Annotated in this window: 27 protein-coding genes; 14 read left to right on the plus strand and 13 right to left on the minus strand. The window is 40.5% G+C overall.

The window, feature by feature from the left end; all coding sequences use genetic code 11:
* Window positions 1–4: 4 nt before the first annotated feature.
* The 5 genes from xerC to grcA all read left to right on the plus strand — a co-directional run bounded on the left by xerC (window position 5) and on the right by grcA (window position 3,630).
* A complete protein-coding gene (gene xerC / locus KJB35_RS17855) occupies window positions 5–1,114 on the plus strand; it encodes a tyrosine recombinase XerC (RefSeq protein ID WP_285469466.1) in 1,110 nt (369 codons plus the stop codon).
* 82 nt (window positions 1,115–1,196) lie between these two features.
* Window positions 1,197–1,409 carry a hypothetical protein gene (locus tag KJB35_RS17860; protein WP_285469467.1) on the plus strand — a complete coding sequence of 71 codons (213 nt, stop codon included), beginning with the start codon at window positions 1,197–1,199 and terminating at the stop codon, window positions 1,407–1,409.
* A 213-nt stretch (window positions 1,410–1,622) separates the two neighbouring features.
* Entirely contained in the window at window positions 1,623–2,582 is a 960-nt protein-coding gene (locus KJB35_RS17865; RefSeq protein WP_285469468.1) for a porin, read from the plus strand.
* Window positions 2,583–2,885: 303 nt separating this feature from the next.
* The gene (locus KJB35_RS17870; RefSeq protein ID WP_285469469.1) at window positions 2,886–3,038 is read left to right on the plus strand and encodes a hypothetical protein; all 153 of its coding nucleotides are present in this window, start codon (window positions 2,886–2,888) and stop codon (window positions 3,036–3,038) included.
* A gap of 214 nt (window positions 3,039–3,252) precedes the next feature.
* The gene (grcA, locus tag KJB35_RS17875) at window positions 3,253–3,630 is read left to right on the plus strand and encodes an autonomous glycyl radical cofactor GrcA (RefSeq protein ID WP_285469470.1); all 378 of its coding nucleotides are present in this window, start codon (window positions 3,253–3,255) and stop codon (window positions 3,628–3,630) included.
* A 29-nt stretch (window positions 3,631–3,659) separates the two neighbouring features.
* Here the strand turns inward: grcA and KJB35_RS17880 are convergent, their stop codons facing one another.
* A complete protein-coding gene (locus KJB35_RS17880) occupies window positions 3,660–4,652 on the minus strand; it encodes a hypothetical protein (RefSeq protein ID WP_285469471.1) in 993 nt (330 codons plus the stop codon).
* A gap of 244 nt (window positions 4,653–4,896) precedes the next feature.
* Between KJB35_RS17880 and KJB35_RS17885 the strand changes: the two genes are divergently transcribed.
* The gene (locus tag KJB35_RS17885; protein ID WP_285469472.1) at window positions 4,897–5,271 is read left to right on the plus strand and encodes a transglycosylase SLT domain-containing protein; all 375 of its coding nucleotides are present in this window, start codon (window positions 4,897–4,899) and stop codon (window positions 5,269–5,271) included.
* A 33-nt stretch (window positions 5,272–5,304) separates the two neighbouring features.
* On the opposite strand, the gene KJB35_RS17890 is transcribed toward KJB35_RS17885, so the two are convergent.
* Genes KJB35_RS17890 through KJB35_RS17905 form a run of 4 tightly spaced genes read right to left on the minus strand, consistent with a single transcriptional unit; the run spans window position 5,305 to window position 7,877 of the window.
* A complete protein-coding gene (locus KJB35_RS17890) occupies window positions 5,305–5,982 on the minus strand; it encodes a hypothetical protein (RefSeq protein ID WP_285469473.1) in 678 nt (225 codons plus the stop codon).
* Between the two features lies 1 nt (window position 5,983).
* On the minus strand, window positions 5,984–6,895 hold the full coding sequence (locus tag KJB35_RS17895; RefSeq protein WP_285469474.1) for a chemotaxis protein CheV: 912 nt from the start codon (window positions 6,893–6,895) through the stop codon (window positions 5,984–5,986).
* A complete protein-coding gene (locus KJB35_RS17900; protein WP_285469475.1) occupies window positions 6,892–7,515 on the minus strand; it encodes a hypothetical protein in 624 nt (207 codons plus the stop codon). The genes KJB35_RS17895 and KJB35_RS17900 overlap by 4 nt, the downstream gene beginning before the upstream one ends.
* Window positions 7,512–7,877, minus strand: coding sequence for a hypothetical protein (locus KJB35_RS17905; protein WP_285469476.1), 366 nt, complete (start codon window positions 7,875–7,877; stop codon window positions 7,512–7,514). Before KJB35_RS17905 ends, KJB35_RS17900 begins: the two co-directional genes overlap by 4 nt.
* Window positions 7,878–8,026: 149 nt before the next feature.
* On the opposite strand from KJB35_RS17905, the gene KJB35_RS17910 reads away from it, so the two are divergent.
* On the plus strand, window positions 8,027–8,350 hold the full coding sequence (locus tag KJB35_RS17910; RefSeq protein ID WP_285469477.1) for a hypothetical protein: 324 nt from the start codon (window positions 8,027–8,029) through the stop codon (window positions 8,348–8,350).
* 29 nt (window positions 8,351–8,379) lie between these two features.
* On the opposite strand, the gene ndk is transcribed toward KJB35_RS17910, so the two are convergent.
* Complete coding sequence (gene ndk, locus KJB35_RS17915; RefSeq protein ID WP_285469478.1) at window positions 8,380–8,778, minus strand: nucleoside-diphosphate kinase; 399 nt, start codon at window positions 8,776–8,778, stop codon at window positions 8,380–8,382.
* A gap of 14 nt (window positions 8,779–8,792) precedes the next feature.
* Complete coding sequence (gene glyA / locus KJB35_RS17920) at window positions 8,793–10,016, minus strand: serine hydroxymethyltransferase (protein WP_285469479.1); 1,224 nt, start codon at window positions 10,014–10,016, stop codon at window positions 8,793–8,795.
* 192 nt (window positions 10,017–10,208) lie between these two features.
* On the opposite strand from glyA, the gene nrdD reads away from it, so the two are divergent.
* From nrdD to KJB35_RS17935, 3 genes are all read left to right on the plus strand, one after another.
* Entirely contained in the window at window positions 10,209–12,338 is a 2,130-nt protein-coding gene (gene nrdD, locus KJB35_RS17925; RefSeq protein WP_285469480.1) for an anaerobic ribonucleoside-triphosphate reductase, read from the plus strand.
* Window positions 12,338–12,808, plus strand: a complete 471-nt coding sequence (gene nrdG, locus KJB35_RS17930) for an anaerobic ribonucleoside-triphosphate reductase-activating protein (protein WP_285469481.1) — start codon at window positions 12,338–12,340, stop codon at window positions 12,806–12,808. Before nrdD ends, nrdG begins: the two co-directional genes overlap by 1 nt.
* A gap of 77 nt (window positions 12,809–12,885) precedes the next feature.
* A complete protein-coding gene (locus KJB35_RS17935) occupies window positions 12,886–13,572 on the plus strand; it encodes a thioredoxin domain-containing protein (protein ID WP_285469482.1) in 687 nt (228 codons plus the stop codon).
* Here KJB35_RS17935 and KJB35_RS17940 read toward each other — a convergent pair.
* The gene (locus KJB35_RS17940) at window positions 13,569–14,525 is read right to left on the minus strand and encodes a hypothetical protein (protein ID WP_285469483.1); all 957 of its coding nucleotides are present in this window, start codon (window positions 14,523–14,525) and stop codon (window positions 13,569–13,571) included. The genes KJB35_RS17935 and KJB35_RS17940 overlap by 4 nt on opposite strands.
* A gap of 181 nt (window positions 14,526–14,706) precedes the next feature.
* Here KJB35_RS17940 and recA point away from each other — a divergent pair, with 181 nt between their 5' ends.
* On the plus strand, window positions 14,707–15,747 hold the full coding sequence (gene recA / locus KJB35_RS17945; protein WP_285469484.1) for a recombinase RecA: 1,041 nt from the start codon (window positions 14,707–14,709) through the stop codon (window positions 15,745–15,747).
* A gap of 58 nt (window positions 15,748–15,805) precedes the next feature.
* Window positions 15,806–16,702 (plus strand): 3'-5' exonuclease, encoded by an 897-nt coding sequence (locus KJB35_RS17950; RefSeq protein WP_285469485.1) that lies wholly within the window; start codon window positions 15,806–15,808, stop codon window positions 16,700–16,702.
* A 38-nt stretch (window positions 16,703–16,740) separates the two neighbouring features.
* On the opposite strand, the gene rodA is transcribed toward KJB35_RS17950, so the two are convergent.
* Window positions 16,741–17,862, minus strand: a complete 1,122-nt coding sequence (gene rodA / locus KJB35_RS17955) for a rod shape-determining protein RodA (protein WP_285469486.1) — start codon at window positions 17,860–17,862, stop codon at window positions 16,741–16,743.
* On the minus strand, window positions 17,852–19,705 hold the full coding sequence (gene mrdA, locus KJB35_RS17960; protein WP_285469487.1) for a penicillin-binding protein 2: 1,854 nt from the start codon (window positions 19,703–19,705) through the stop codon (window positions 17,852–17,854). Before mrdA ends, rodA begins: the two co-directional genes overlap by 11 nt.
* Window positions 19,706–19,907: 202 nt before the next feature.
* On the opposite strand from mrdA, the gene KJB35_RS17965 reads away from it, so the two are divergent.
* Window positions 19,908–20,486 carry a hypothetical protein gene (locus KJB35_RS17965; RefSeq protein WP_285469488.1) on the plus strand — a complete coding sequence of 193 codons (579 nt, stop codon included), beginning with the start codon at window positions 19,908–19,910 and terminating at the stop codon, window positions 20,484–20,486.
* A gap of 49 nt (window positions 20,487–20,535) precedes the next feature.
* Here KJB35_RS17965 and KJB35_RS17970 read toward each other — a convergent pair whose 3' ends face one another.
* Window positions 20,536–21,408, minus strand: a complete 873-nt coding sequence (locus KJB35_RS17970; RefSeq protein ID WP_285469489.1) for a hypothetical protein — start codon at window positions 21,406–21,408, stop codon at window positions 20,536–20,538.
* A complete protein-coding gene (locus KJB35_RS17975; RefSeq protein WP_285469490.1) occupies window positions 21,405–21,884 on the minus strand; it encodes a hypothetical protein in 480 nt (159 codons plus the stop codon). The genes KJB35_RS17970 and KJB35_RS17975 overlap by 4 nt, the downstream gene beginning before the upstream one ends.
* 213 nt (window positions 21,885–22,097) lie before the next feature.
* Here KJB35_RS17975 and KJB35_RS17980 point away from each other — a divergent pair, with 213 nt between their 5' ends.
* Entirely contained in the window at window positions 22,098–22,460 is a 363-nt protein-coding gene (locus tag KJB35_RS17980; protein WP_285469491.1) for a hypothetical protein, read from the plus strand.
* On the opposite strand, the gene KJB35_RS17985 is transcribed toward KJB35_RS17980, so the two are convergent.
* Complete coding sequence (locus KJB35_RS17985; protein ID WP_285469492.1) at window positions 22,457–22,885, minus strand: cold-shock protein; 429 nt, start codon at window positions 22,883–22,885, stop codon at window positions 22,457–22,459. The genes KJB35_RS17980 and KJB35_RS17985 overlap by 4 nt on opposite strands.
* Window positions 22,886–22,965: the final 80 nt, after the last annotated feature.

A 22,965-nucleotide genomic window follows, 5' to 3' on the forward strand; every position in this document is an offset into this window, starting at 1 on the left:
AACAATGCATGACGATGTTTTAGACCTCGGTGACGTATTTGAAGATTTCGTTATCGAACAAGAAGAGATTGAGCAAAAGCAAAAATCAAATGAATTGATTATTTGCGATAATGCTACGAGCCTAGAAATAATACCTGCTGGCGTACCAGAGCAACGCAAAAAGGCATTTTCGCATCTCACTAATTCAGATGGAAACTCAGAAAAACCATACGTGTCACCTGCACTTCGATACATCACATCTCTGAGGTCAGAAACTAGCCAAAAAACGATGCATTATGCACTAAAAAGAATTGCACACGTATTAAACTACGACGACTACCGAAAATGCCCTTGGGAAGATCTAAATATTGATGCTGTAAGGTATATCCTAAATCAGTTACGTAAGGATAATCTGGCACCTTCAACGCTTAACACCTACCTTACCGCAATTAAGCAAGTTTGTAAGAATGCTTGGCTTGACCATCACATGGATCATGATACCTACCAGCGCATTGCGAATATGAATGGTGAACGAGGTGTTCGCGTTTCAAAAGGTAGATCCTTAAAGTCAGATGAAATTAAAGCGCTCCTATCTACTTGCAAGGATTTTAGTAAAAGCATCAACATCAGAGATGCTGCTATCATTGCACTTACAAGAGCTTGTGGACTTCGAAGACAAGAGATAACTCTTCTAACTCTCGACCGTTTAAACATTAACACAGGGCTTATCATAATTAGGGGTAAAGGTAATAAAGAGCGGAAACAGTCAATTCCTAAAGAAATCTTACCAATCATCAAAAGGTGGGTAGACTTCAGGGAGGCGTACAAGTGGAAAAGAAAGATACCTGAAGAGTTATTCAACCCTTTCCACAAGTCTGGAGCTCTCTTACCAAGGAAGTTAAGTGATATGGCAATTCATAATATGTTGGAAGAGCGACGTATTGAAGCCAAAGTGGAAAAGTTTAGCCCGCACGACCTTCGTCGAACATTTGCAACTGAGTTGCTTAAAAAAGGTGTCGAGTTATCGGATGTTCAAAAATTGATGGGGCATAGCAATGTAGCTACAACCCAGATTTACGATAAACGAGATGATGAGCGTATCTTGGACATCATGAGGAACTCAAAGATACTTTAGTTGCATTAAAACTAATTTTGAGACTTTGAACGCTTGGGTACTAATTTCAAAATATTGTACGTTTTAAATAAAAGGAGCGCACATGAGTAATACTTTACGCGATACTACCAACTGCAAAAATGCCAAAAAGACAACAGAGCAGTTGCGTCACGATAAGACAAGTGACAAGTTCTCTAGTAAAAAGAAACATACTTGCCAAAAGCAACAAAGATTGAAAGAAAAAGCAGCTCTCAATCATAGTCTCTCACAGGAAACACCAGAGTTGTTGCCTCCTAAGAAAGGAACACTAAATTAATTAGTGATTAACAGAACACATTTTGAACAGTGTTCTTAATCTTTTAAAAATCTCGGTATTTTTAAGGTCAATTCATTGCGAATTGACCTGTTTTTTTTAAAAAAACACAAACAATTTTATATTTGTGGCATTATTGCTCTTGATTTTTAGGTCTACTTCTCAATAATCTAATGAAAGATGTAATAATCAATAAATTTTTTCGGAGGAATGAAAATGAAAAAGGCTATTTTAGCTACTCTAGTGAGTACTCTTGCCGTTTCAGGTGCTGCTAACGCTGCAACTACTGAAATCGCTTCAGCTGAACTATACGGTACAGTTGGTGTAAGCTACGACTCACACAATGCACAAAACACAGATCGAACGGACGAAATCAACGCTCTGCGTAATACTGAATTTGGTATTCGTGGTGAAGTTGCTACAACTGGCAAAGTATCAGTTGCATACGATCTTCGCACAGAATTTGATGAAGCGGACGAGAAGGCATACCTATCTCGCGCAAACATCACTCTTGGCACTGAGTTCGGTAACCTAACTGTAGGTAAAGCTGAAAGCTCATACGATAACGTTACACGCGATTTCGACAAGTTCGATGGTCACTTTACTAGCGACTTCGAAGTATTCGACGCAGTTGATGTAAACGAAACAGTTAGCTTTGCAGCTACACCTGTTACAGGTCTTGATGTTGCACTAGACATCGCTAAGCCAGAATCTAACGAAGCTAAATTCGGCGATTCTTACGCTCTTGCGGCTAAATACAGCATTAAATCAGCTACATTCTCTGCTGGTTACGAAAAAGCTGACCTAAACGAAGCAGACGAATCAGAAGCATGGAAAATCGGCGCTGGTTACGACTTCGCAGCTATGGGCGTTGATGGTCTGAGTGCAGGTCTAACTTTCGAGAACGCTGAGTTCAACAAAGACAAAGTAGAGTCTATCGGCTTCACAGCTGCTTACGACGTTACTGCTGACATCACTGTTATCGCAGGCTACGCAAATGCAGAGTTCACTGCTGAAGGCGCTAAAGCTGAAGATCAGAACCTAGCACGTTTCGCAGTAGATTACTCAATCACTGACAACGTAACAGCTACAGCTGGCTTCGCTCACATCGAAAAAGATGCTAAAGGCGAAAACAACGAGTACATGCACACTGTTGGTGTTAAGTACGAGTTCTAAGTCATCTGATTTGATCAGAACAAAAGGTCAGCTAATGCTGACCTTTTTTTTATTCACAAAAGACCTTATGAGATTATGAGAGAAAGTCATTCAATCAAAGTTTTGCAGGTCGAGGATTACTTTAACGGAAATCTTAAACGAGCTCTGAGGTTCCGAACTGAGCATATACGAGTCGCCCAGTACTTTTCTAGATCCCCTAACCTATCACAAGCTTCCGCATCGAAGCATGTATTAGAAATCAACCGTGATACTAACCCAAAAGATGAAATCTTAAGATCGATAAACTCATTTGTAAGAAAAGTAGTGGCACCGATTGTTTTAGACGAAGGTAGAGTTGCAGGACAAAGTGAACGCTTGAATGGTGTTTTTATCTCTTGCCCATATGATTACAATTCTATCCAACATAATATTTGGGTTGCTGCGTTTCATGATGGTTATTGGGACATCAAGCGATAGAAAAGAAAAAGGGCTGATACTAATCAGCCCAAAGTAAAGCACGAGTGTTCTAGTTATTGTTATACTCGCTATAAAATTCTTGTTGTTATTGTCTCTTCGAGATTAGGAATTTTGCATGTACATTACAACCATAATGCTACATTAATTGAAACTTTTTTCTGCCTAAAAAATATTTTAAGTTTATAAAAACAATTTTAAATAAAAATTTAAATTTATGATAAAAGGCATACAAATTACCAAATCAACAAACCCAGAACTTCTCAACAGCATCTGGCTTGTTGATGAAAACAAAGATGAAGCTAAATGCATCGCCGCTCAAGAGGGCTACGAACAAGGTCAGATAATCGATCTTGCTCAGCTAGGCGATTATCAATCGAAAGACATCGCAATTGAAACTAGCCCAGTGATAGAGGGCGGCCAACACCTTAACGTGAACGTTCTTAACCGCGAGACTCTTGAAGAAGCCATGGCACATCCAGAAAAATACCCTCAGTTAACAATTCGAGTATCTGGTTATGCAGTGCGCTTCAACTCATTGACTCCAGAACAGCAAAGAGACGTTATCTCTCGAACATTTACCGATTCATTATAATGTGATCAAATGAGCCGACGAGTCGGCTCTTATCGAATTAAATTGACCAACCAGTTAATAAACCCTCTTTTCTCATTTGCAGGGTCTCTACCCAATGCTCTTAATATGATCTCTTTTGATGACTGGTTAAAACCTACGTCATTACTACATATCTCTCGCACGCCAATTTTATTTCTGCCTATAAAAACATCTACTGACACATCTGAAGTTGTTTTAGTTTCGTTCTTGTGTTTGTTTAGAAACTGCTTGACTGTTTTATCAATTTGCATCTGTACGCACTCTACAGCCAGATTATAGTCTCTTGGTGCCGCAATTATGCTACTCGAACGAATGTGACTCCTCTGCCTCAATTCAGCCTTCATCTGGAAAGCATCCAAGTCCCCAAAGTCGCTTTCTTTTAGCTCAAAGTCTATAGCAAGCTTTAATGGCCTTCCAAAGATGCTTGTAATGTATTCTTCCACCGCTAGTTCTGGTAAAGAAATAAACTCACCTTTCTCCATCTTTGCGACATGAAATTTGTCTATGTACACATCATATGACAAATCCTCATTCAGATGTGGCGCTGAGGACTTAACCCACCTTTCCATATGCCTACCAAGCTTATAGAGATTTTCGGCGTAAAATGACCATGAAACGAACCCTTTATCTGCGTTCATTATTCTAAACGATCTAAAACCAGACTGACCTTCCGAACTCATAAGCAAAGTTATAATTGGCCTGTCAATCAGGTTGCTGTATGCATTGAGTCGCTCCATAATTTCAAGATCACCGCTTCTCTTACGAAAATCTCTTACAGTGTAGTTTGATATCCTCGCCCCAACATAGAGGTAAAACGATACAACTGACTCTAACTCATCTTGACTGGAAGCCACCATTTCAGGATGAGTAAATGTTGAATCTAGATACATCCTCGCGACGTTCTTGTCTGAATCCTCAAGATCCTCATTTTTATTTAGCCTACCAATAATCGAGTTTGGCAGCTCCTGAATTAAAACTTCAGGTAAACCTTTAAAGAGGGGCATTTTTCTTTTAGCTTAAATACTTTCAATAAGATCTTAAAGAACTGGGCTTTATATTTTTTAAAATCTTGCATATATTTTCGTTAAAAATAAAATGAAGACGAAACTGTTACTCGCCTCAATCTGCTCCTTAGTTACCCTTCAAGCTAATGCTTCTCAAAACTGCGCTGAGATTAAGTCCTTCTCGACTGAACAAAAAAACTTCTTAAACATAAGTTATCATCACGCCCTACCATACGACCTAGGAATGACACTTGCTGCAATTGCGTGGCAAGAAAGCCACCTCGGCAAATACCTAGTAGCTTTAAAAGAGGGCTCAGTTGGCATCCACCATATAAATATCGAGTCTGCCATCAAACGATCAGGTCTAAAGGACAATGATTTTAACCGCGCCTACATTGCAACAGAAATCATCAAAGATCCGGTTCTCAGCAGCGAGTACGCGATTAAGGAATTAAAATATTGGAAAGCACAAGGGCGTAATTGGCGTCAAATGGTTATGAGTTATAACAGTGGTTGGGATATAAACCACGGACAGGCAAAAAGATACTTATCTCTTATCAGGGAAAAAGTTGAAACTTTATCACAATGCGAACACGTCTGGCTTAAGCCATACCTTTAAAAGAATAGGGCTGCGATGTGCAGCCCTATTTAACTATTTTTTAATTTCTTCTATCTTGGTAGGCAGGCGAGGGTCGCCTTCTTTAACCTTAAAACCAACATCACGATATATCGCTTGTTCAATTACTTCAGCCTTAGACTTCATAATCACCTCACGAAGAGACTTTCGTTGTTCTTCACATGGGAAAAACTCTTCAATATTCAGATCTGCAATCTTTGACTTAATTGTCCTTGCAAACTCTGTGATCTCAAAGCTAACATCTCTCACACTTGATGCTTTTATGAACTTCGGAAGTATCTTTTCTCTACCATCAATTCTGTTTAACTCAAACTCTAGGTTTGATTTATTGATGTGAGTTTTGCTATCAGTAAGTGAAGTCAAAGCCCTAATCAATCTATTCCTCAAAAACGCCTGTGATAAGCTCTTGTCGCGGTCAGGGTCATTATTAACACAAGATTCAACTCGCCCTAGAATAGACCTATAGTGAGTTAGGTAATCAGAGTCAGGGATGAATGGAACGTAAACCCCACTATCTAACACATAAACACGAACAGCAACCCCACCTTTACCACTTACCCTATAATCAACTAGCACAAGCGATTCTGATAAGGAATGAGCCTTGTACTGTATATCTAAGGCTGTCTTTGAATCTAAAACAGCAGACCTTAAGACATCCGTTACGATTGAGTAGTACTTTGCTTCCTCATTCATCTTAAATAGAAAGTTCAATGATTGCTGAAGCTAAGATCTCTGGCTTAAACTTAGCCATGAACCTATCCGCCCCAACTCTTTTCACCATCGCTTCATTGAACACGCCACTCATAGATGTATGCAGAATGATTGGTAGGTTAGCAAACTCTGGTGTGCTCTTTAAGTTAGCCGTCAATGTATAGCCATCCATTTGAGGCATTTCAATATCGGATATTAGTAGAGAATAAACATCCGTAACTTTCTTGCCCTCATTTTGGAGGCTCAAAATGTGCTCATATGTCTCTTGACCATTTTTGAAGGATACAAACTCATAACCAAGTTCTTTTAGAGCTTTCTCTACTTGCTTCCTCGCAACAGCAGAGTCATCGCAGAATAAGATTTTCTTTCCATCATTGTTGTTCTTCGCCACATTTACCATGTCTTGAGGAAGGTGCTTCTCTTCTGATGGATTTATCTCGCTCATCACTCTTTCAACATCGAGAATACCAATAATTTCATCCTCGATACTTGTAATAGAAGTGATGTAGCTAGTCCCACCCACTTGTGATGGTGGCTCGCTGATATTCTCCCAGTTGATGTTAACAATACGGTCTACGTCGTTAACTAAGAAAGCTTGAGATTGCTCGTTGTATTCCGTAACAATTAACAACCCTTTATCGTATTCAACAGGCTTTAAACCAATTGCAGGGCGCAGATCTATAACTGGCAATGATTCACCACGTATGTTTGCTAAACCTTTAACAACGGCGACAGCACCCGGCATCTCGTTAAGAACTTGAAGCTCAAGCACCTCTCTTACTTTAAACACGTTAATCCCAAAACGCTGATCACCACCAAGGGAGAACAGCAGGACTTCAAAACGGTTTTTACCTACAAAATTTGTCTTTTCATCGATTTTGTTAATTATGCTCACGCGAACCTCATCTTATTATTATTTTCTTGTTTTGTTATTAAGCTATTTCCCCACTCATTCGCAAACTCTAAGACATCTGAGTTATGAGAAAGGTGCTCAATGCAAGACAGAACAGCGTCATTTAGAGTTTCTGGACTATAAGTTTCTGGCGCATCGAGAACTTTTCCTGCACCAGTGCTTTGAAGTGCGTTTTGCAACTGAACAAAAAGGCCGTTAGAGGACAAGTTGTTAGATGACTCCATATTTTTCTTTGACATGTTGTGAAGATTGTATGCAGCCGCTACCAATGACGCACCCACTAAAGTCCCACCAAGTGCCGACTTTAAAGCAGCTCTAGTTGCACTAGCAGCCTCGGCGGCATACTGACCAGTTGTCATTGTGTGCTCTGCGGCAGCCAAAACAGAATCCAAACCATGCATAGCTGCAAGTGAAAAAGCAGCAACACTGCCACCAGCTAATGCGACTTTTGCAGCATTCGTTACTGATTTCAAAAGTCCATTATTGAACTTGTTTTTTTGCTGTTCATTCATCTTTTTTTGAGTAGCCTCTAGTGCCGCTCTCATGTTCGCTAGAGTTTTGTCTCTTGCTGAGTTTTGTAGATTGTTTAGAAAGTCGCTCATTGTTGGATTTTATGTTTTAGGAACTTTACGTAATTGATGATGCAGTTGAACAAGTCGATCGCATCTCTGGATATCCCATTAAAATCATCCACCTCAAAGTCGTTAAATCCCGAAATCATCAAACCCATTTCGTTAACAACAGCTATCTCTGCTGAAAGTTCATCGTGACTCTCAACAAGGCTTGCAGCCTGACCCAAATAACGCACCGCTTCATTTCTTAAAGCAAGAGCGGATGAAAGCTCATCTGAAATATTCATTTTTATAATAAGAGTATAATTTGGGCGCGATTTTCCCAAATTCTTAGGCAGATATAGATAGTGCTCTAAAGGTTTTATGACAAATATTTCAACAGAAATAGACATATCCTACGAAAATGAGTGCTAAGTCATTGATCTTCTGTAATCCGAAGTTGGGGTATTTTCCCAATTATGTTGACTTTCAATGTAAATCATCAATCTGTATAGTTTCCTGCACTAATTAAGTATCAGCCATTAACTATTAGAAAACATCGATGACAGCTATAATTTTGAATTGTAAATCGTGCAGTGGTAACGGACTATCAGAGCTGCTAGTTAGTATTAGTGACAGCAACAATATGGAAGTAAATGTTGTTGAAGACTCGGGTATATTTGTAACTGATTCAATAGACGAATTAGAAGTAAATGAATCAAAAGAGTTGGATTTTGTGATTAAATTGTTAGAAAAGAATGTAGGCTTAGGTAACGCAGTTTCTAGCGGAGGAAGTGTAATAGATTGCTTCCTGACTACGGAAGCTGCTCACTATCTCCACTCTAACAAAGCACACCTTGAGAGCGTTTCCCATACAGTAAACTGAGGCTTAGCCTCAGTTTAAACAAGGCGACCTTACCCAAAGATGATTGATATCTCTCTTTGTGCTGAGGTCGTCGAATCTGATCCGTGTACTGCATTATGATCTAGCGACTCAGCGTACATTTTTCTTAATGTGCCATCTTCTGCATCAGCAGGGTTGGTAGCTCCCATCAACTTACGGTAACGAAGAACTACATCCTCACCTTCGATAATAAATGCTACGATCTCTCCAGATGTCATAAAGTCTTTAAGTACACCAAAAAAACCTTTTTCTCTATGCTCAGCATAAAACTCCGTCGCAATTTCGTCTGTCATTTTAAGGCGTTTTGTAGATACTACCCTAAGCCCTGACTCTTTGATTTTCTCAAAAATTTCAGAATCGAGCCCCTTTGACACCGCACATGGCTTTATCAAGCCTAATGTTTTTTCCATTACTTTCTCCATTATTATTTTTGTCTATATACAGGGTGTTTATCACACAAGCGTTCAGCCACTTCAGACGCATCCTCGATAGAAACCTCGCCTTTAAGCAACTTCGCGATTATTAACGCTAACTCTCGGCAATCGCTTTCTGTAAATCCTCTTCTTGTAATGGCAGGAGTACCAAGTCTCACACCACTCGTAACAAATGGTGATTCATCATCGTTTGGAACACTATTCTTATTAAGAGTAATCCCAACACTCGACAACAAATCCTCAAAACTCTTTCCTGTCATATATGGCTTACAGTTTAGCAAAATAAGATGGTTTGATGTTCCCCCTCCAACCATACAGAGCCCTTCTTCTCTAAATACCTCCGCTATCACCTGTGCATTTTTAACAACTTCTGCTTGGTATAATCTGAATTCTTCTGACATTGCTTCTTTGAAGCAAACTGCCTTTGCGGCTATAACATGCATTAATGGCCCACCCTGACAAGCTGGAAAGACTGCTCTATCAATAGCCTTTGAGATATCCTCGCGATTGGTTAGGATAATCCCTCCTCGTGGCCCACCTAGCGTTTTATGTGTTGTTGATGTAACAACGTCTGCTACCCCCACTGGAGAAGGGTATACGCCAGTTGCAACAAGACCTGCAACATGAGCCATGTCAACCATTAACATTGCACCGCAAGAGTCTGCGATTTCTCTAAATTTATCCCAACGAACTAGACCTGAAAAAGCACTAAACCCCGCAATGATTAGTTTGGGGCGGTATTCTTTAGCAAGGACAGAAACTTGTTCGTAATCGATATCTCCATCCTTTGTTAACCCATAAGAAACAGCTCTATAATTCTGCCCTGAACTAGACACTTTAGCTCCATGTGTAAGGTGACCACCAGCCTTCAAGTCCATACCTAAGATAGTATCCCCAGTTTCTAAGAGCGCTTGATACACCGCTTGATTTGCTTGACTACCACTATGAGGCTGTACGTTTGCATACTCAACACCAAAGAGTTGCTTAAGCCTTTCAATAGCCAACATCTCGATACCATCAACATGTTCACAGCCCCCGTAATACCGCTTACCGGAATACCCCTCTGCATACTTGTTCGTTAAGCAAGAGCCTTGAGCTTCCATAACGGCATTTGATGCATAGTTTTCAGAGGCAATCAACTCGATATGCCTCTCTTGCCTAATTTGCTCTTTAGCAATTAGGTCAAACACTTCTTGATCCTTAATTTCTAGCATTTATTGTTTATTTATATATTCAATTAAATGTTAGCAATTAGAAACATTGAATTCGAACTGGAACAAAAAACAAATATAAGCCACTGATAACAAAAGGGTAGAACATTATTTTAACAGAATTACTACTATTTCTCTTTTTTAATAGCCCTGACATTTGTGGTATTATTACAAAACAAACAAAGGAAACAAAAAATGCACCCAATCGTAATCAAACGTGATGGAGGTAAATCCCATTACGACGAATCAAGAATTGTGATTGCTGTATCTAAGGCTACAGAAGAAGTCTTAGGAAAAGAGGACGTTGAACTAGCATCTAACGCCGCTCAAGCAATTAGCGCTTCACTAGATAATAAAGCCGAAGAAATTCATATCGACGAAATTCAGTTTGAAGTTGAAGCGTACTTAATGAAGCACCATCCGGATATCGCACGAGCGTACATTGAGTACCGCCATAATCGTGACGTTCAGCGTGAAAAAGCAAGCGCCCTAAGTACTGAAATTGCAGGGTTAGTAGACCAAAGCAATGCCGAACTGCTCAACGAAAACGCAAATAAAGACGGCAAGGTTATCCCGACGCAAAGAGATCTCTTAGCTGGCATAGTTTCTAAACACTACGCTAAAAACCACATGTTGCCTCGTAACGTTGTGAATGCACATGAAATTGGTCAGATTCATTATCATGACCTTGATTATGCACCATTCTTCCCAATGTTTAATTGCATGATCGTTGATCTGACAAACATGTTAGAGAATGGCTTCCGCATGGGGAATGCTGAAATTGAGACCCCTAAATCTATTCAAACAGCAACTGCTGTAACAGCGCAAATTGTTGCGCAAGTAGCTAGCCATACTTATGGAGGAACTACGCTACAGAGACTTGACGAAACTCTTGCTCCTTACGTAACAGAGAGCTATAAGAAACACTTGGAAGTTGCTCGTGAATGGAGCATTTCTGATGCAGAAGGTTTCGCAATCGCACGCACAGAAAAAGAAGTGCACGATGCATTCCAGTCCCTTGAGTATGAAGTGAACACAATGTTCAGCGCCAATGGTCAAACCCCATTCCTGACAATCAATTTTGGTTTAGGAACTTCATGGGAAGCTCGATTGATTCAACAAGCTATCTTCAACAATCGCATAGCAGGACTGGGGAAAAATGCTAAAACCGCAATCTTTCCAAAACTGGTTTTTACTATCAAAGATGGAGTTAACCACAAGAAGGGCGACCCGAACTACGATCTTAAGCAATTAGGCTTAGAGTGTGCTTCAAAAAGAATGTACCCTGACATTCTAAACTATGACAAAGTCGTTGAAGTAACAGGCTCTTTTAAGCCGCCGATGGGATGCCGTAGCTTCTTAAACAAGTACCAAGATGAAAACGGCAATGAAGTGCATGAAGGACGAAACAACCTTGGCGTAGTAAGCTTAAACTTACCTCGCATTGCGTTAGAAGCAGACGGTGATGAAGCTAAATTCTTCGAAATTCTTGACCAACGAATCAAACTTGTACGTGTAGCTCTAGACACTCGCATTGAACGCCTAAGAGGTGTCAAAGCAAGAGTCGCGCCTATTCTTTATTGTGAAGGTGCCCTTGGGGTTCGATTAGACCCGAATGATGATGTAATCGAGATCTTTAAAGATGGCCGCGCATCCATTTCCATGGGGTACATTGGTATTCATGAGACAATCAATGCACTGTATGGTGATCAACACATTTACGATAGCAAAGAGCTCCAAGAAAAAGGGATTGCTATTGTGAAACGCTTAAGTGATGCCGTAGCAGAATGGAAGAAAGAAACTGGATGGGCTTACAGTCTTTACAGCACTCCTTCAGAAAATCTTTGTACTCGTTTCTGCTCACTCGATACAAAAGAGTTTGGGCTAATCGACGGTGTTACAGACAAAGGGTATTACACAAATAGCTTTCATTTAGATGTTGAGAAAAAAGTTAATCCTTACGACAAGATTGACTTCGAAATGCCTTATCCTTTCTTAGCAAGTGGTGGCTTCATCTGTTACGGTGAATTCCCTAATATGCAACGCAACATTGAAGCACTTGAGAATGTTTGGGACTACAGCTATGAACGAGTGCCATACTACGGCACTAACACACCTATCGACGAGTGTTATGAGTGTAATTACTCAGGTGAGTTTGAGTGCACATCGAAAGGGTTCACGTGCCCTAAGTGTGGAAACCATGACCCCCAAAAGGTATCGGTAACCAGAAGGGTTTGCGGGTATTTGGGGTCACCAGATGCAAGACCGTTTAACTCTGGGAAACAAGAAGAAGTAATTCGCCGCGTTAAACACTTTGATAGCTAATGAACTACTTAAAATACATCCAAACAGATGTTGTTAACGGAGAGGGTACTAGAAGTACTCTCTTTGTCGCTGGGTGCAGCCATCATTGCACTCACTGCTACAACAAAAGTTCCTTAAACCCAAAGGCCGGATTCCTGTTCGATGAGGAGATGACTGAACAAATCATTTCTGATCTCAAAGATACTAGAATCAAGAGACGAGGACTGTCCCTTTCAGGTGGCGATCCACTCTTTGAGGGAAATCTCGATGCAATTTCGCGACTAGTAACTAGGGTGAAGGAGGAATGCCCAGATAAAGATATTTGGATGTGGACTGGCTACAAGCTTGAAGAACTTGATGAAAAGAGAAGACAGATTGTCAGCAAAGTCGACGTTCTAATTGACGGTAAGTTCGAAAGAGATAAATACGATCCCTCCTTAAAGTGGAGAGGTAGTAGCAATCAGGTGATACACCGCTTTACCGATCTTTAAAAGCAACAATGCCACAAACTAGATAGTCTGTGGCATTATTTTTGTATGTACATTTTCAGGAAATAAAGAGCCATACAATGCTAAAAAAAGCAATTATTGGTGCTGTAGCCGTAGCAATCGCAATCATCGCAATCATCGCTAACGAGGTCATAAACCGCAGCACGGACAACCCTTTTGACAAAGTCACAACCATCACCGAATTTAAAGAAGGAATTCATTATTCGGTAATTGACACTAACAAAATCAAGCCGTATCTAGACCAACTTGGTATAAATGAAGGTGAATCTTTTGAAATATTCTCCTACACCTGTCCAGCTTGTTTTGGCTTTGAACCACTTGTTAATGCTATAGACAAAAAATACTCCTTGAATATCACTCAACTCCAGCTTGGATTCGAAGGTTTACCATTAGCAGAAATAGATTACTTAATCAAAGCGCTGCATACTGGCAACGATAGAAAGGCTGCTAAAATCGCGGTTTACAATCTGATGCTTGACCATGCAAAAACCTTGGAGCAAAAGAAAGCCGAGGTCATGAATCCAATAAATGTGTTAGGCGTTAGTGAAAATGAGATCACTGAAGAAATGAAGCAGAAGTCTAAAGAGTACGCAGAGCACACCGTCGCTTTGGCAGATGCTTTAGAGTTGCAAAGTACCCCATCAATCTACCTAGGAGGCAAATACTTGCTTCACATGGCTGAAATAAAGAGCCCAAACAACTTGTTTAGGCTTATTGAAGAACTAAAGTCCAAAGAGAAAATCTAGTTTCCTGAGACTTGTGGCGGCTTTTTCTCTTTTAGGGAAATGCCGCCAGAACCACCTCTACCGCCCATACCAAATGAGCCATTCTCTTCATCTTTCTCTGACTCTTCACCTTCGTACAAAACCCCATTAACGAACTTATCGCGAAGTATCCTGTACACATCCCTCCAGCCTTGACCATGAGCCTTAGCCATGTCTGCCGCAACATCTGAACGACCTTTAATAATGGCTTCTCTCTCTAATCTAAACTGAAACGCATGAGCGACCTCATGGCAGATAATTGCGTATATAGGTAGCTTCCAATTCTTTGTGGAGAACTCACCTATATATCTATCCTTGCAGAAACTCTTGTATTCCCTGTAGAAAAATTCTCCCGACTCAAATCCTCTTACAAACGGATCAAGACTAAATCTTATTTGCTTATCCCCTTTAGCCCAACTTACGCCACTACCTTTTTGAAAATGAAAATCCATCGATGGTCGGATTGGCTGAATGGGTATAGGCCATTTCGCCTTATTATTCCCATATTCAAGGACTTCATTGTAAATATCACGGATATTGGATGAAAGTAACTTCCGAAATTCATCTGTGGTTTGTTTGAAGAACTCAGCGAGCTCTGCCCCTTTCTCGGACTCATTGTTTAAGCTGTATTGCGCGTTTTTTAGATGCTCAATGATCTGTTTGATATCATCAGCATTATCTCTACCTATTGTCTGTGTAACAATTCGAAAAGCAACGATTGATAAACCATGCGCTGCAATATCGAGATGAACAGAAGGGAACTCAACTACAACTGCATCAAGTTTTTGACTATCTGCCTTCTTAAGCTCAGAGTTTAGCCATCGCAGGAACGATAAGGACTTACTTTGCGGATAGTCACGCAGAAAACCGCGAAGACCGAAATCATCACGTAAGTACCGCAAGTGCTCTGGGGAAATGGAGTGTGTTCTGCTCAACTTTCTTCTTAGTATAGAATTTATTTTTACACACTTAAAAACAAAATAGTTGTAGCATTATAGGTATGCGCAAGAATTAAAATTCAATATTTTTTAAAAACATGATTGACACGAAACTCAATCATGGTAATATGAGCGCATCTTTTGAAGAAACAGAATTAAAAACTTTTAGGAATCTACTATGGATGACAACAAACAAAAAGCACTAGCCGCTGCGCTTGGTCAAATCGAAAAACAATTTGGTAAAGGCTCTATCATGCGTCTAGGTGACAACCGCGCAATGGACGTAGACACGATCTCTACAGGTTCATTGTCACTTGACATCGCATTAGGTGCAGGCGGCCTTCCAATGGGTCGTATCGTGGAAATCTATGGCCCTGAGTCTTCGGGCAAAACAACACTTACACTTGAACTGATCGCATCAGCTCAAAAAGAAGGTAAAACATGTGCGTTTGTCGACGCTGAACACGCACTTGACCCAGTCTATGCTAAAAAACTTGGTGTGGATATCGACGCACTTCTAGTTTCTCAGCCTGATACTGGTGAGCAAGCTCTTGAAATCTGTGACGCTTTAGCGCGTTCTGGTGCGATTGACGTAATGGTGGTTGACTCCGTTGCTGCTCTTACTCCAAAGGCTGAAATTGAAGGCGAGATGGGCGATTCGCACATGGGTCTCCAAGCGCGTATGCTTAGCCAAGCAATGCGTAAGCTAACAGGTAACCTTAAGCAGTCAAACTGCTTGTGTATCTTCATCAACCAAATTCGCATGAAAATTGGCGTGATGTTTGGGAATCCCGAGACGACAACAGGCGGAAACGCCCTAAAATTCTACGCTTCAGTACGTTTGGATATTCGCCGCACTGGTGCGGTGAAGGAAGGTGATGAGGTTGTAGGTAACGAAACCCGTATCAAAGTTGTCAAGAACAAGATTGCTGCACCGTTTAAAGAAGCTAATACACAAATCATGTACGGCGAAGGTTTCAATACAGCTGGTGAAATTATCGATCTAGCCGTTAAACACAAGCTAATTGAAAAAGCAGGCGCTTGGTACAGCTACGAAGGCAACAAAATCGGTCAAGGTAAGAAGAATGCAAGTAAACACCTGACTGAAAACCCTGAGACAATGCAAACTCTTCGCAGCAAGATTCTAGAGCTAGCAATGCCTAAAGCTGAAGAGTCTTCAGAAAAAGAAGAACCAACAACTAACGAAGAAGAGTTCTAAGAACATAACTTAACTAGAAAGCCAGCTTGATGCTGGCTTTTGTCGTATTAGGAAGCTTATGAACAAAAACAAAATGATAGGTTGGTTGGACACTATCGAGCGCCATAATCTAAATGGAAAGCCATTAGCGAAACGAAGACAAGTAGAGCCTCTATTGCGCTTACTTGAGAGCCACACCGACCAAATTGAAGATGCTGTTGTGAAACAAAAAGTGTGTAAATTTTTGCAGAACTTAAAATCTTCACACCAAGAAACTCTCACAGGTATAAGTCACGATTCGCTAAATGAGCTAGCCTCGACAATAAAAGTACTAATAGAATGCTCAAAAACCACACCAACAACCAACAAGCGAGTTGATCGTGTGTTTCTGAAGCGCAAACTTGAATCTATTAATTCTCACGAATACTACGTTGTATTTGACCTTGAGATGACCGTACCATTTATGGATAGCAAGGAATTTAGGCGTGAAATTATAGAAATTGGCGCGGTTATCCTTGATCGTGAACTTAATGAAGTTAATCAATTCCAAACTCTTATAAAACCGACCATAAACCGTGAGCTATCAAGCTTATGTACTCGTATTACTGGTATAAAACAATCCGACGTTAAACGCGCTCCTGATTTTAAAGATGCATTTGCTAGCTTTATTAAGTTCTTAAGTGTGTATACACACTCATGCTTGTTTGTTCAGTTTGGCTCCGGTGATTACAACCAACTCAAGAAAGACTGCAATCTACACGGCATTCAGACACAGTTAAACCACACGGTACTAAACATAAAGCATTTATCATCGGTATCCGGAAAAGTTGGTCGGAAGCATCGAAGTCTTGAAAAAATGCTAGTGAACTGCGGAATTGAAAGGAATGGAGTTGCACACCGCGCTCTGAATGATGCAATAGATACCGCTAACCTTCTTCGCGTTGTTATTGAACATGTCGAGAAAATTACGAGCTGATTGAAAAAGGCCGACTTTGTGAAGTCGACCTTTTTTTGTTATGACACTTTCTTCATTTTCTGGGCTGAAAATGCTGAAACAATCCCTACCCCACACATTATTGATACTGTGGAAGTTCCGCCATAACTAATAAGGGGCAATGGTACACCAACTACAGGTAACAAACCTGTCACCATACCAATATTTACAAAAAGATAGGCAAACAATATTGATATTACACTAGCGGTAAAGCTTTTTGCGTACAGATCATCCGTCTTGAACATCAAGAATGCTAGTCGTCCAAATAGAATCGCATACAAGCTCATCATTAAAATAAACCCAGAAAAACCAAGTTCTTCACCAATCACAGCAAAGATAAAGTCCGTGTGTTGCTCAGGAATAAAGCCTAAATGAGTTTGAACACCATTGAGCCACCCAACACCATCAGATCCACCTGAACCAATGGCAGCCTTACTTTGAATTACATGATACCCAGCCCCCAGAGGATCTCTCTCCGGATTGAACGCTGAAAGCACCCTCTCCTGTTGATAAGGCTTTAAATGAGTCCACAAGTATGGCGCAGTCGCTATCAAACATCCACCAGCACCAAATATTAGCCTTAAAGATAAGCCCGAAAAAAGCATAACAGCCAATCCCGAACCTGCCACCATTATTGCTGTTCCCAAGTCTGGTTGCCTAACAATAAGTGCAGCCGGAGCAAGGACAATAACAAGCCCCATAAGTATATTCTTCGTATTGTTAAACAGCCCAAACCTTGAAACGATAACTGCACACGCCATTGGTACTGCCAACTTAGCCAATTCAGATGGTTGAAAGCTCACGAACCCTAAGTCTAACCACCTCCTAGCTCCCATCCTCAGGTCACCGACGAGAGGTACTAGCATTAACAGAATAAGTACCACGACATAGAACTTCATAGATAACTGCTTAAAGTATGTAACCTGTATCCTACTTACGATAATGAAGACACCTACAGCTATCACATTACGCACAATATGAGAGGAAATCATCGTGCTGCTTTCATTTGAGGCACTAAACACTACAAAAATACTAAATGCCATAATTAGCAAACAGGCTGTTAGAAGCCATGAATCGACCTTCCATCCCTCTTTGACACTAAAATCTATAAATGATGGATTACGCTTAATTTTAGCCTGCACCTAAATACCTCTTTGCGTATTCGTTTAGTAATTCTTTTGCAATTGGAGCTGCATAGCCGCTCCCTGATTTCCCGTGCTCTATAAACACAGTAATAGCGACTTTAGGGTCATCCATAGGCACGTAGCCTGAGAACCAAGCATGGTCTCTTTGATGGAGAGGCAAATCTTCATTTTCATACTCAAGAGTACCTCCAGAACTGATTACCTGACCCGTACCAGTTTTCCCCGCGAACTTAATCACATTTTTTTTATCACGCCCCTGTCTTCGAGCTGTACCACGCTTTCCATAAACAACTTTTTCCATCGATTCCATTACAGCTCGACGGTGGTTTTCATCTATGGATAGCTCGGATTGCACAACTGGCGAATCTGATTTTATAAGTAGAGGCTTAAGTCTTTTACCACCATTAAGAAGAGTTACAAAGGCTGATTGCATTTGTATTGGGGTGCTCATAAAATAACCTTGCCCAATCCCAACAGTTATTGTTTCTCCTCCGTACCACGGAAGCTTTTTAACTCTACGCTTCCAGTCTGAGTTAGGTAACAACCCCTCTCCCTCTCGTTCAAGCTCAATTCCTGTTTTATGTCCGAAACCAAACTCATACAGATAGTCATGGATATAGTTTATCCCCATCTTATCAGCAAGCCTGTAGAAATAGACGTCACTAGAAACTTCCATTGCATCATTGAGCCTAACCCAACCATGACCTTGTCTTTTCCAGTCTCTGAAGCGGTGCCCTCCGAGCTCGAAATAGGGTCCACTCCATACTCTGTCATCAGGATTTATGAAGCCCCCTTCCAGCCCAGCTAGTGCCATAAAGGGTTTAGCAGTACTAGCAGGTGGATACTGCCCCCTAATGGTTCTGTTGTAGAGAGGTCGACCTGCGGACTCTGAAAAGATACTTTTTGCCTCAACGCTTGATATGCCTTTAACAAACTTATTTGGATCTACAGATGGCATACTAAGTGAAACTAACAATTCACCTGTATTGATGTCACTCATCAAGATAGCACCTCGCTTACCTTCCATAAGTTCGCGAGCCTTTAATTGCAGGTGTGCATCCAAGGATAAGTGGAGAGTCTCTCCTTTTTTCGGTTGTGAAGCGATCTGCCTTTCTACAACCCTTCCTCTTGCGTTAAGCGCAACTCTTTCAACACCAGTATTGCCATAAAGAGATTTATTATAGATTCGCTCAAGCCCCATCTTCCCCGTGTAGTCATGTGCAAGCAATTTGTAGCCATCTTCACTAGCTCTTTTTAAATCATTTGCATCAACTCTACTTACATAACCAAGTGGTGAAAGAAATGCGTCTCCAAAAGGATAATGGCGCACCTTTTTAGACTTGATTGAAATCCCATCTATAAACCCGATATTAGATAAAACCACATTCAGGTCATCATCATTAAGATCTCTTTTTACAATGACATTTTGATATGGAGCCGCTTTTAACAAATCCCTAATGACAGAAGATCTACTATCTCCAAAATCAACAAAATGGCCTAGTGAATCAATAAATGAGCGTATAGCTTCACTGCGGTCACTTCTATAGCCCGAAATTCTTTCTGGAATAACGACAAGGTCGTAAAAAGGTCTTGAATCAGCAATGATCACACCGTTTCTGTCTACGATATCCCCGCGCTCTGGAGATATGTACAACTCTTTAATTGCATTCCCCTTAACTACCTCAGATTGCTTTGCTTTTTGAGTAAATTGCAAATCATAAACTCGATAGCCAATACCGGAAACACACACGCCCATAAGAGCTAACAAAAATACAGCCCTTGTATTGATGTGCTTTCTTTCTGTACGTCTTTTTCTAATAGTCTTCTTTTGCGATCCCATGACGTGATTTTATTTAAATAAATATAATTATCTTCTTTCTACTCCGTACAGGTAGCAAAAACAAGGAAGACACGTAAAGTTGAATTTATTTAACCTACAATATTGAATTTTATGTCAAGCCTGCACAATAACGTGTGGCACAATAGCAAAACTAGCAATTGAATTTTCCGACTTTTCACCAACCTAAATCGTGGAGGTTAATGTGTTAAAAGCTTTACAAGGAAGACTCTCATCTTTGTCTTGTCTGACAAAAACACTACTACTTATGACGGTAAAATTTTGGTTTCATGCATTACTTAAAGGACTGCAAAACGATTCCTTACCGAGAAACATGACAACCATTAAAGAGGACGATATCAACATTCACCCTCTTAATAACAGTCTAACTTGCAAACGATATTTTCTTAAAACAGACACAGGTAAGTGTGTATTTCTGGACGAGTATTTTTCACCAATACAAGGTTTGTTGTCGCAGTACGATGAGATAAAACCACTGAGAAAGTACAACAACTTGTTTATTGTAAAATCGGGTTCCATGGAGTGTGTAGTTAATGAAAATGGACACATGGAGAGCTTTGATAGTCTTGAGGTCTCATGTATATCAGACAGAACAATTAAATGTGTACAGGGCATCACCGAGCGACTAATGGAGGTTCAGGTGAAATTTGTCCGTAACGGAGAAACCTTCTACACACTTAAAGAGCTACACACACACGGTGGCAAAAGAGCTACACGCGAAAGAACAACACAGTCTTTAAAACCGAAGCTTGTCTGCACGTAAAAAAAAGCCCGAACTATTCAGTGTTCGGGCTTGTTAATAAAAGCTGTGATTATGGCGGGGTTAAACCTTCAAAGATAAAACCTTCTTTCATTTTCAAGTACTCTTCATCAGTCAGAATTTCTTTACCATCGATCTCATCTTTTGCTCGACATGCACGAAGGAACGCCTCTTTCTCACCAAGCAAGAGTGCATTAAAAGACTTCCGGCGCTGTCCCTTACGACCACCACTTTTTAGCTCAGTAAAATAGTTAGCATAAAAGCCTAGCAATCTCATTTCTGCTGAAACTTCAATGCCGCTTTTTGTAACAACAGCATTCTGCTTAATCTCTTTTAGTCGGACATTTTTAAGCTCCCAGTCTTCTGATGCAAAGTCTGGAAAAATAACCCCTCGCTTCTGAGACAGGTACTGTTCGTTTGTTTTCACCTTCTCGCCTTTCGATCGCGAAGAGAATTTAGCAGCCTCTATGTATGCAGCATCTTCAGAGCCATAATTTACCAACGGAAATGACTTATACTGAGTCTCTCCATTTACGGTGTAACTAACTTTAAACTGGTAGTCATTACGGGACGCAACCATCCCACCAACACCTGTTGTACTGTTTCGTGGATAATCCTTAACCTTAAGGCTACTTGTGCTCTCTACTGAAAACCCAACCTCGTGCTCTGAAGCAAATACGGCATCACGCCCTTCGCGAACACTGTCAAGAAAGCGCTTTAATTCTTCCTCAGTTTCTAGGTTATATGCAGACTGCGTACGAGTCTTAAACTTAGTAGGCTCAGACTTTTTAGGCACACGAGCTGTAACTGTGTGTTGTACTTTACCGCCGTCGCTCTTAGGGCGTCGAAAAGTCAGGTATAAGTTAGCTACGCTAGGGTCGTATTTGCCGTGATACTGGGACGCTAATTCCTTTAAATCCATCATGCCTCCGTATTTTGTTGTTCTTCAGTAGTTTTATCTGTTTGGCTACCAATACGGAACCCAAAGCTACGAAGATTTTCAAATGAGAATTCAGAAACCTTGTACGCATTCTTAAACATCTCATCGCGATCTAAACGTGCATTTCGAACAAACGCTCGCATCTCCACAGGTGATAGGCTCCCACGGTAGGAACAAACTTTAGAACGGCTTGGTGGTGTCTTAACCTTCTTCTTTCCGTCTTCTTTCGAGACGACAGGTCTTGTTACAACACCTGTGTTCTCATCAGGCATTGGAATTCGAATAAGGATGCAAGGAACAATTTGTTGACCCTGAGTGTGTCGGGTTACCGTAAGAAAACGGTTTGCCAACTGCTTGTTAAAGGCGCGGTCAGCTTCACTTGCATTTTCACCGTAAGAACCATCGTAACTATCCAACGTCTCACGCAACTTATTTATAGTATCAAGAAGTAATTGATCCATACTTCAGTAACCTCAGTAACAGGTATAACATTTTAAGCAACAGTACCATATTCGGTCGGTATGTCAATCGGTTTGGCCTCTTTGTCACGCAAAGTGTCAATAGTTTCCAGAAATACAATGCACACTCGATTGCACAGTTTTGAAGCAATCATTTAATATCAGTCAAGAATACATCCCGAATAAGAGTTCAGGAAATTAAGAGGAACTTAAAAGTTGATTAATGAACGTCAATACAATGTGTTTTCTGAGAACGGCCAAGCCATACAAAAAATAACTATTGGGAATGGACTTCGTGAGAGATGCATTGCCTATATAAAAGCCATAATTGATGTGGGCGCTAATCAGCAAATATGTAAAGAAGATTGGATTAGATTTACAGAATCAGTGACAACAGAAGAAGTGGTTTTGGTTGCACCGCTATTTTGTACATTCGAAGTAAACAGATGGAACTTAGAGTTAGCAAAGCGAAGTGTAAGCCAACTAAATAGCGAGCATTACCTAAGTAAGCTCGCATTAATGTATGAGCAAATTTTAGATTACACTAAAGTGGACAACTTCCACCTCAAAGAATGTTAACTCTCAGTTCTGCCCATGCCGCTTGACTTAAAGCGCTTAGATAAATGAACCATTTTAGTCCCAGTTACCTCAAGACCAGTTCCAATGTAACCTTTTAGTTGCTTTGGAGTTGATGCAAATTTTTGGCGAACAGCTTGGCTGTCGATAGTGCAGATCAGATCTTTTGGACTGAATGAAGATACCAATTTAGACAAAGTGTGTGCTTTGGCTGAGGTTTGTTTAGGATCATAAAGTTCAATACTTTCGGCAAGAGAACCTTTTTCATTCGAGCCTAGGGTGTATGTCAACACAACGCCCTCTGCAAGTTCTTCAAATGAAACGTTTGTAAGTTCGCTTTTATGAAAGAAAAGACGCTCACCTTGATGATCAATGAACCCAAAGCCTCTTTTGGTTTCGAGGGAAGAAATTGAGCCTTTATAAACCATCGATTTTCCTTTGATATTTTTGTGTACTACATTTGATTTGCAGTCATAGTACCACATGAGGAAATGACATCAAATTTTTT

It is taken from the genome of Vibrio sp. D431a, assembly GCF_030248655.1.
Lineage (GTDB): Bacteria > Pseudomonadota > Gammaproteobacteria > Enterobacterales > Vibrionaceae > Vibrio > Vibrio alginolyticus.

Coding starts and splice junctions, on each gene's coding strand:
- mrdA (WP_285469487.1), bottom strand. CDS start 19,705: ATGGGATCGCAAAAGAAGACTATTAGAAAAAGACGTACAGAAAGAAAG.
- recA (WP_285469484.1), top strand. CDS start 14,707: ATGGATGACAACAAACAAAAAGCACTAGCCGCTGCGCTTGGTCAAATC.
- grcA (WP_285469470.1), top strand. CDS start 3,253: ATGATAAAAGGCATACAAATTACCAAATCAACAAACCCAGAACTTCTC.
- KJB35_RS17970 (WP_285469489.1), bottom strand. CDS start 21,408: ATGATGGATTTAAAGGAATTAGCGTCCCAGTATCACGGCAAATACGAC.
- KJB35_RS17905 (WP_285469476.1), bottom strand. CDS start 7,877: ATGTCTATTTCTGTTGAAATATTTGTCATAAAACCTTTAGAGCACTAT.
- KJB35_RS17865 (WP_285469468.1), top strand. CDS start 1,623: ATGAAAAAGGCTATTTTAGCTACTCTAGTGAGTACTCTTGCCGTTTCA.
- KJB35_RS17950 (WP_285469485.1), top strand. CDS start 15,806: ATGAACAAAAACAAAATGATAGGTTGGTTGGACACTATCGAGCGCCAT.
- xerC (WP_285469466.1), top strand. CDS start 5: ATGCATGACGATGTTTTAGACCTCGGTGACGTATTTGAAGATTTCGTT.
- glyA (WP_285469479.1), bottom strand. CDS start 10,016: ATGCTAGAAATTAAGGATCAAGAAGTGTTTGACCTAATTGCTAAAGAG.
- nrdD (WP_285469480.1), top strand. CDS start 10,209: ATGCACCCAATCGTAATCAAACGTGATGGAGGTAAATCCCATTACGAC.
- KJB35_RS17975 (WP_285469490.1), bottom strand. CDS start 21,884: ATGGATCAATTACTTCTTGATACTATAAATAAGTTGCGTGAGACGTTG.
- KJB35_RS17885 (WP_285469472.1), top strand. CDS start 4,897: ATGACACTTGCTGCAATTGCGTGGCAAGAAAGCCACCTCGGCAAATAC.
- KJB35_RS17910 (WP_285469477.1), top strand. CDS start 8,027: ATGACAGCTATAATTTTGAATTGTAAATCGTGCAGTGGTAACGGACTA.
- nrdG (WP_285469481.1), top strand. CDS start 12,338: ATGAACTACTTAAAATACATCCAAACAGATGTTGTTAACGGAGAGGGT.
- KJB35_RS17880 (WP_285469471.1), bottom strand. CDS start 4,652: ATGCCCCTCTTTAAAGGTTTACCTGAAGTTTTAATTCAGGAGCTGCCA.
- KJB35_RS17900 (WP_285469475.1), bottom strand. CDS start 7,515: ATGAGCGACTTTCTAAACAATCTACAAAACTCAGCAAGAGACAAAACT.
- KJB35_RS17985 (WP_285469492.1), bottom strand. CDS start 22,885: ATGGTTTATAAAGGCTCAATTTCTTCCCTCGAAACCAAAAGAGGCTTT.
- ndk (WP_285469478.1), bottom strand. CDS start 8,778: ATGGAAAAAACATTAGGCTTGATAAAGCCATGTGCGGTGTCAAAGGGG.
- KJB35_RS17860 (WP_285469467.1), top strand. CDS start 1,197: ATGAGTAATACTTTACGCGATACTACCAACTGCAAAAATGCCAAAAAG.
- KJB35_RS17935 (WP_285469482.1), top strand. CDS start 12,886: ATGCTAAAAAAAGCAATTATTGGTGCTGTAGCCGTAGCAATCGCAATC.
- KJB35_RS17890 (WP_285469473.1), bottom strand. CDS start 5,982: ATGAATGAGGAAGCAAAGTACTACTCAATCGTAACGGATGTCTTAAGG.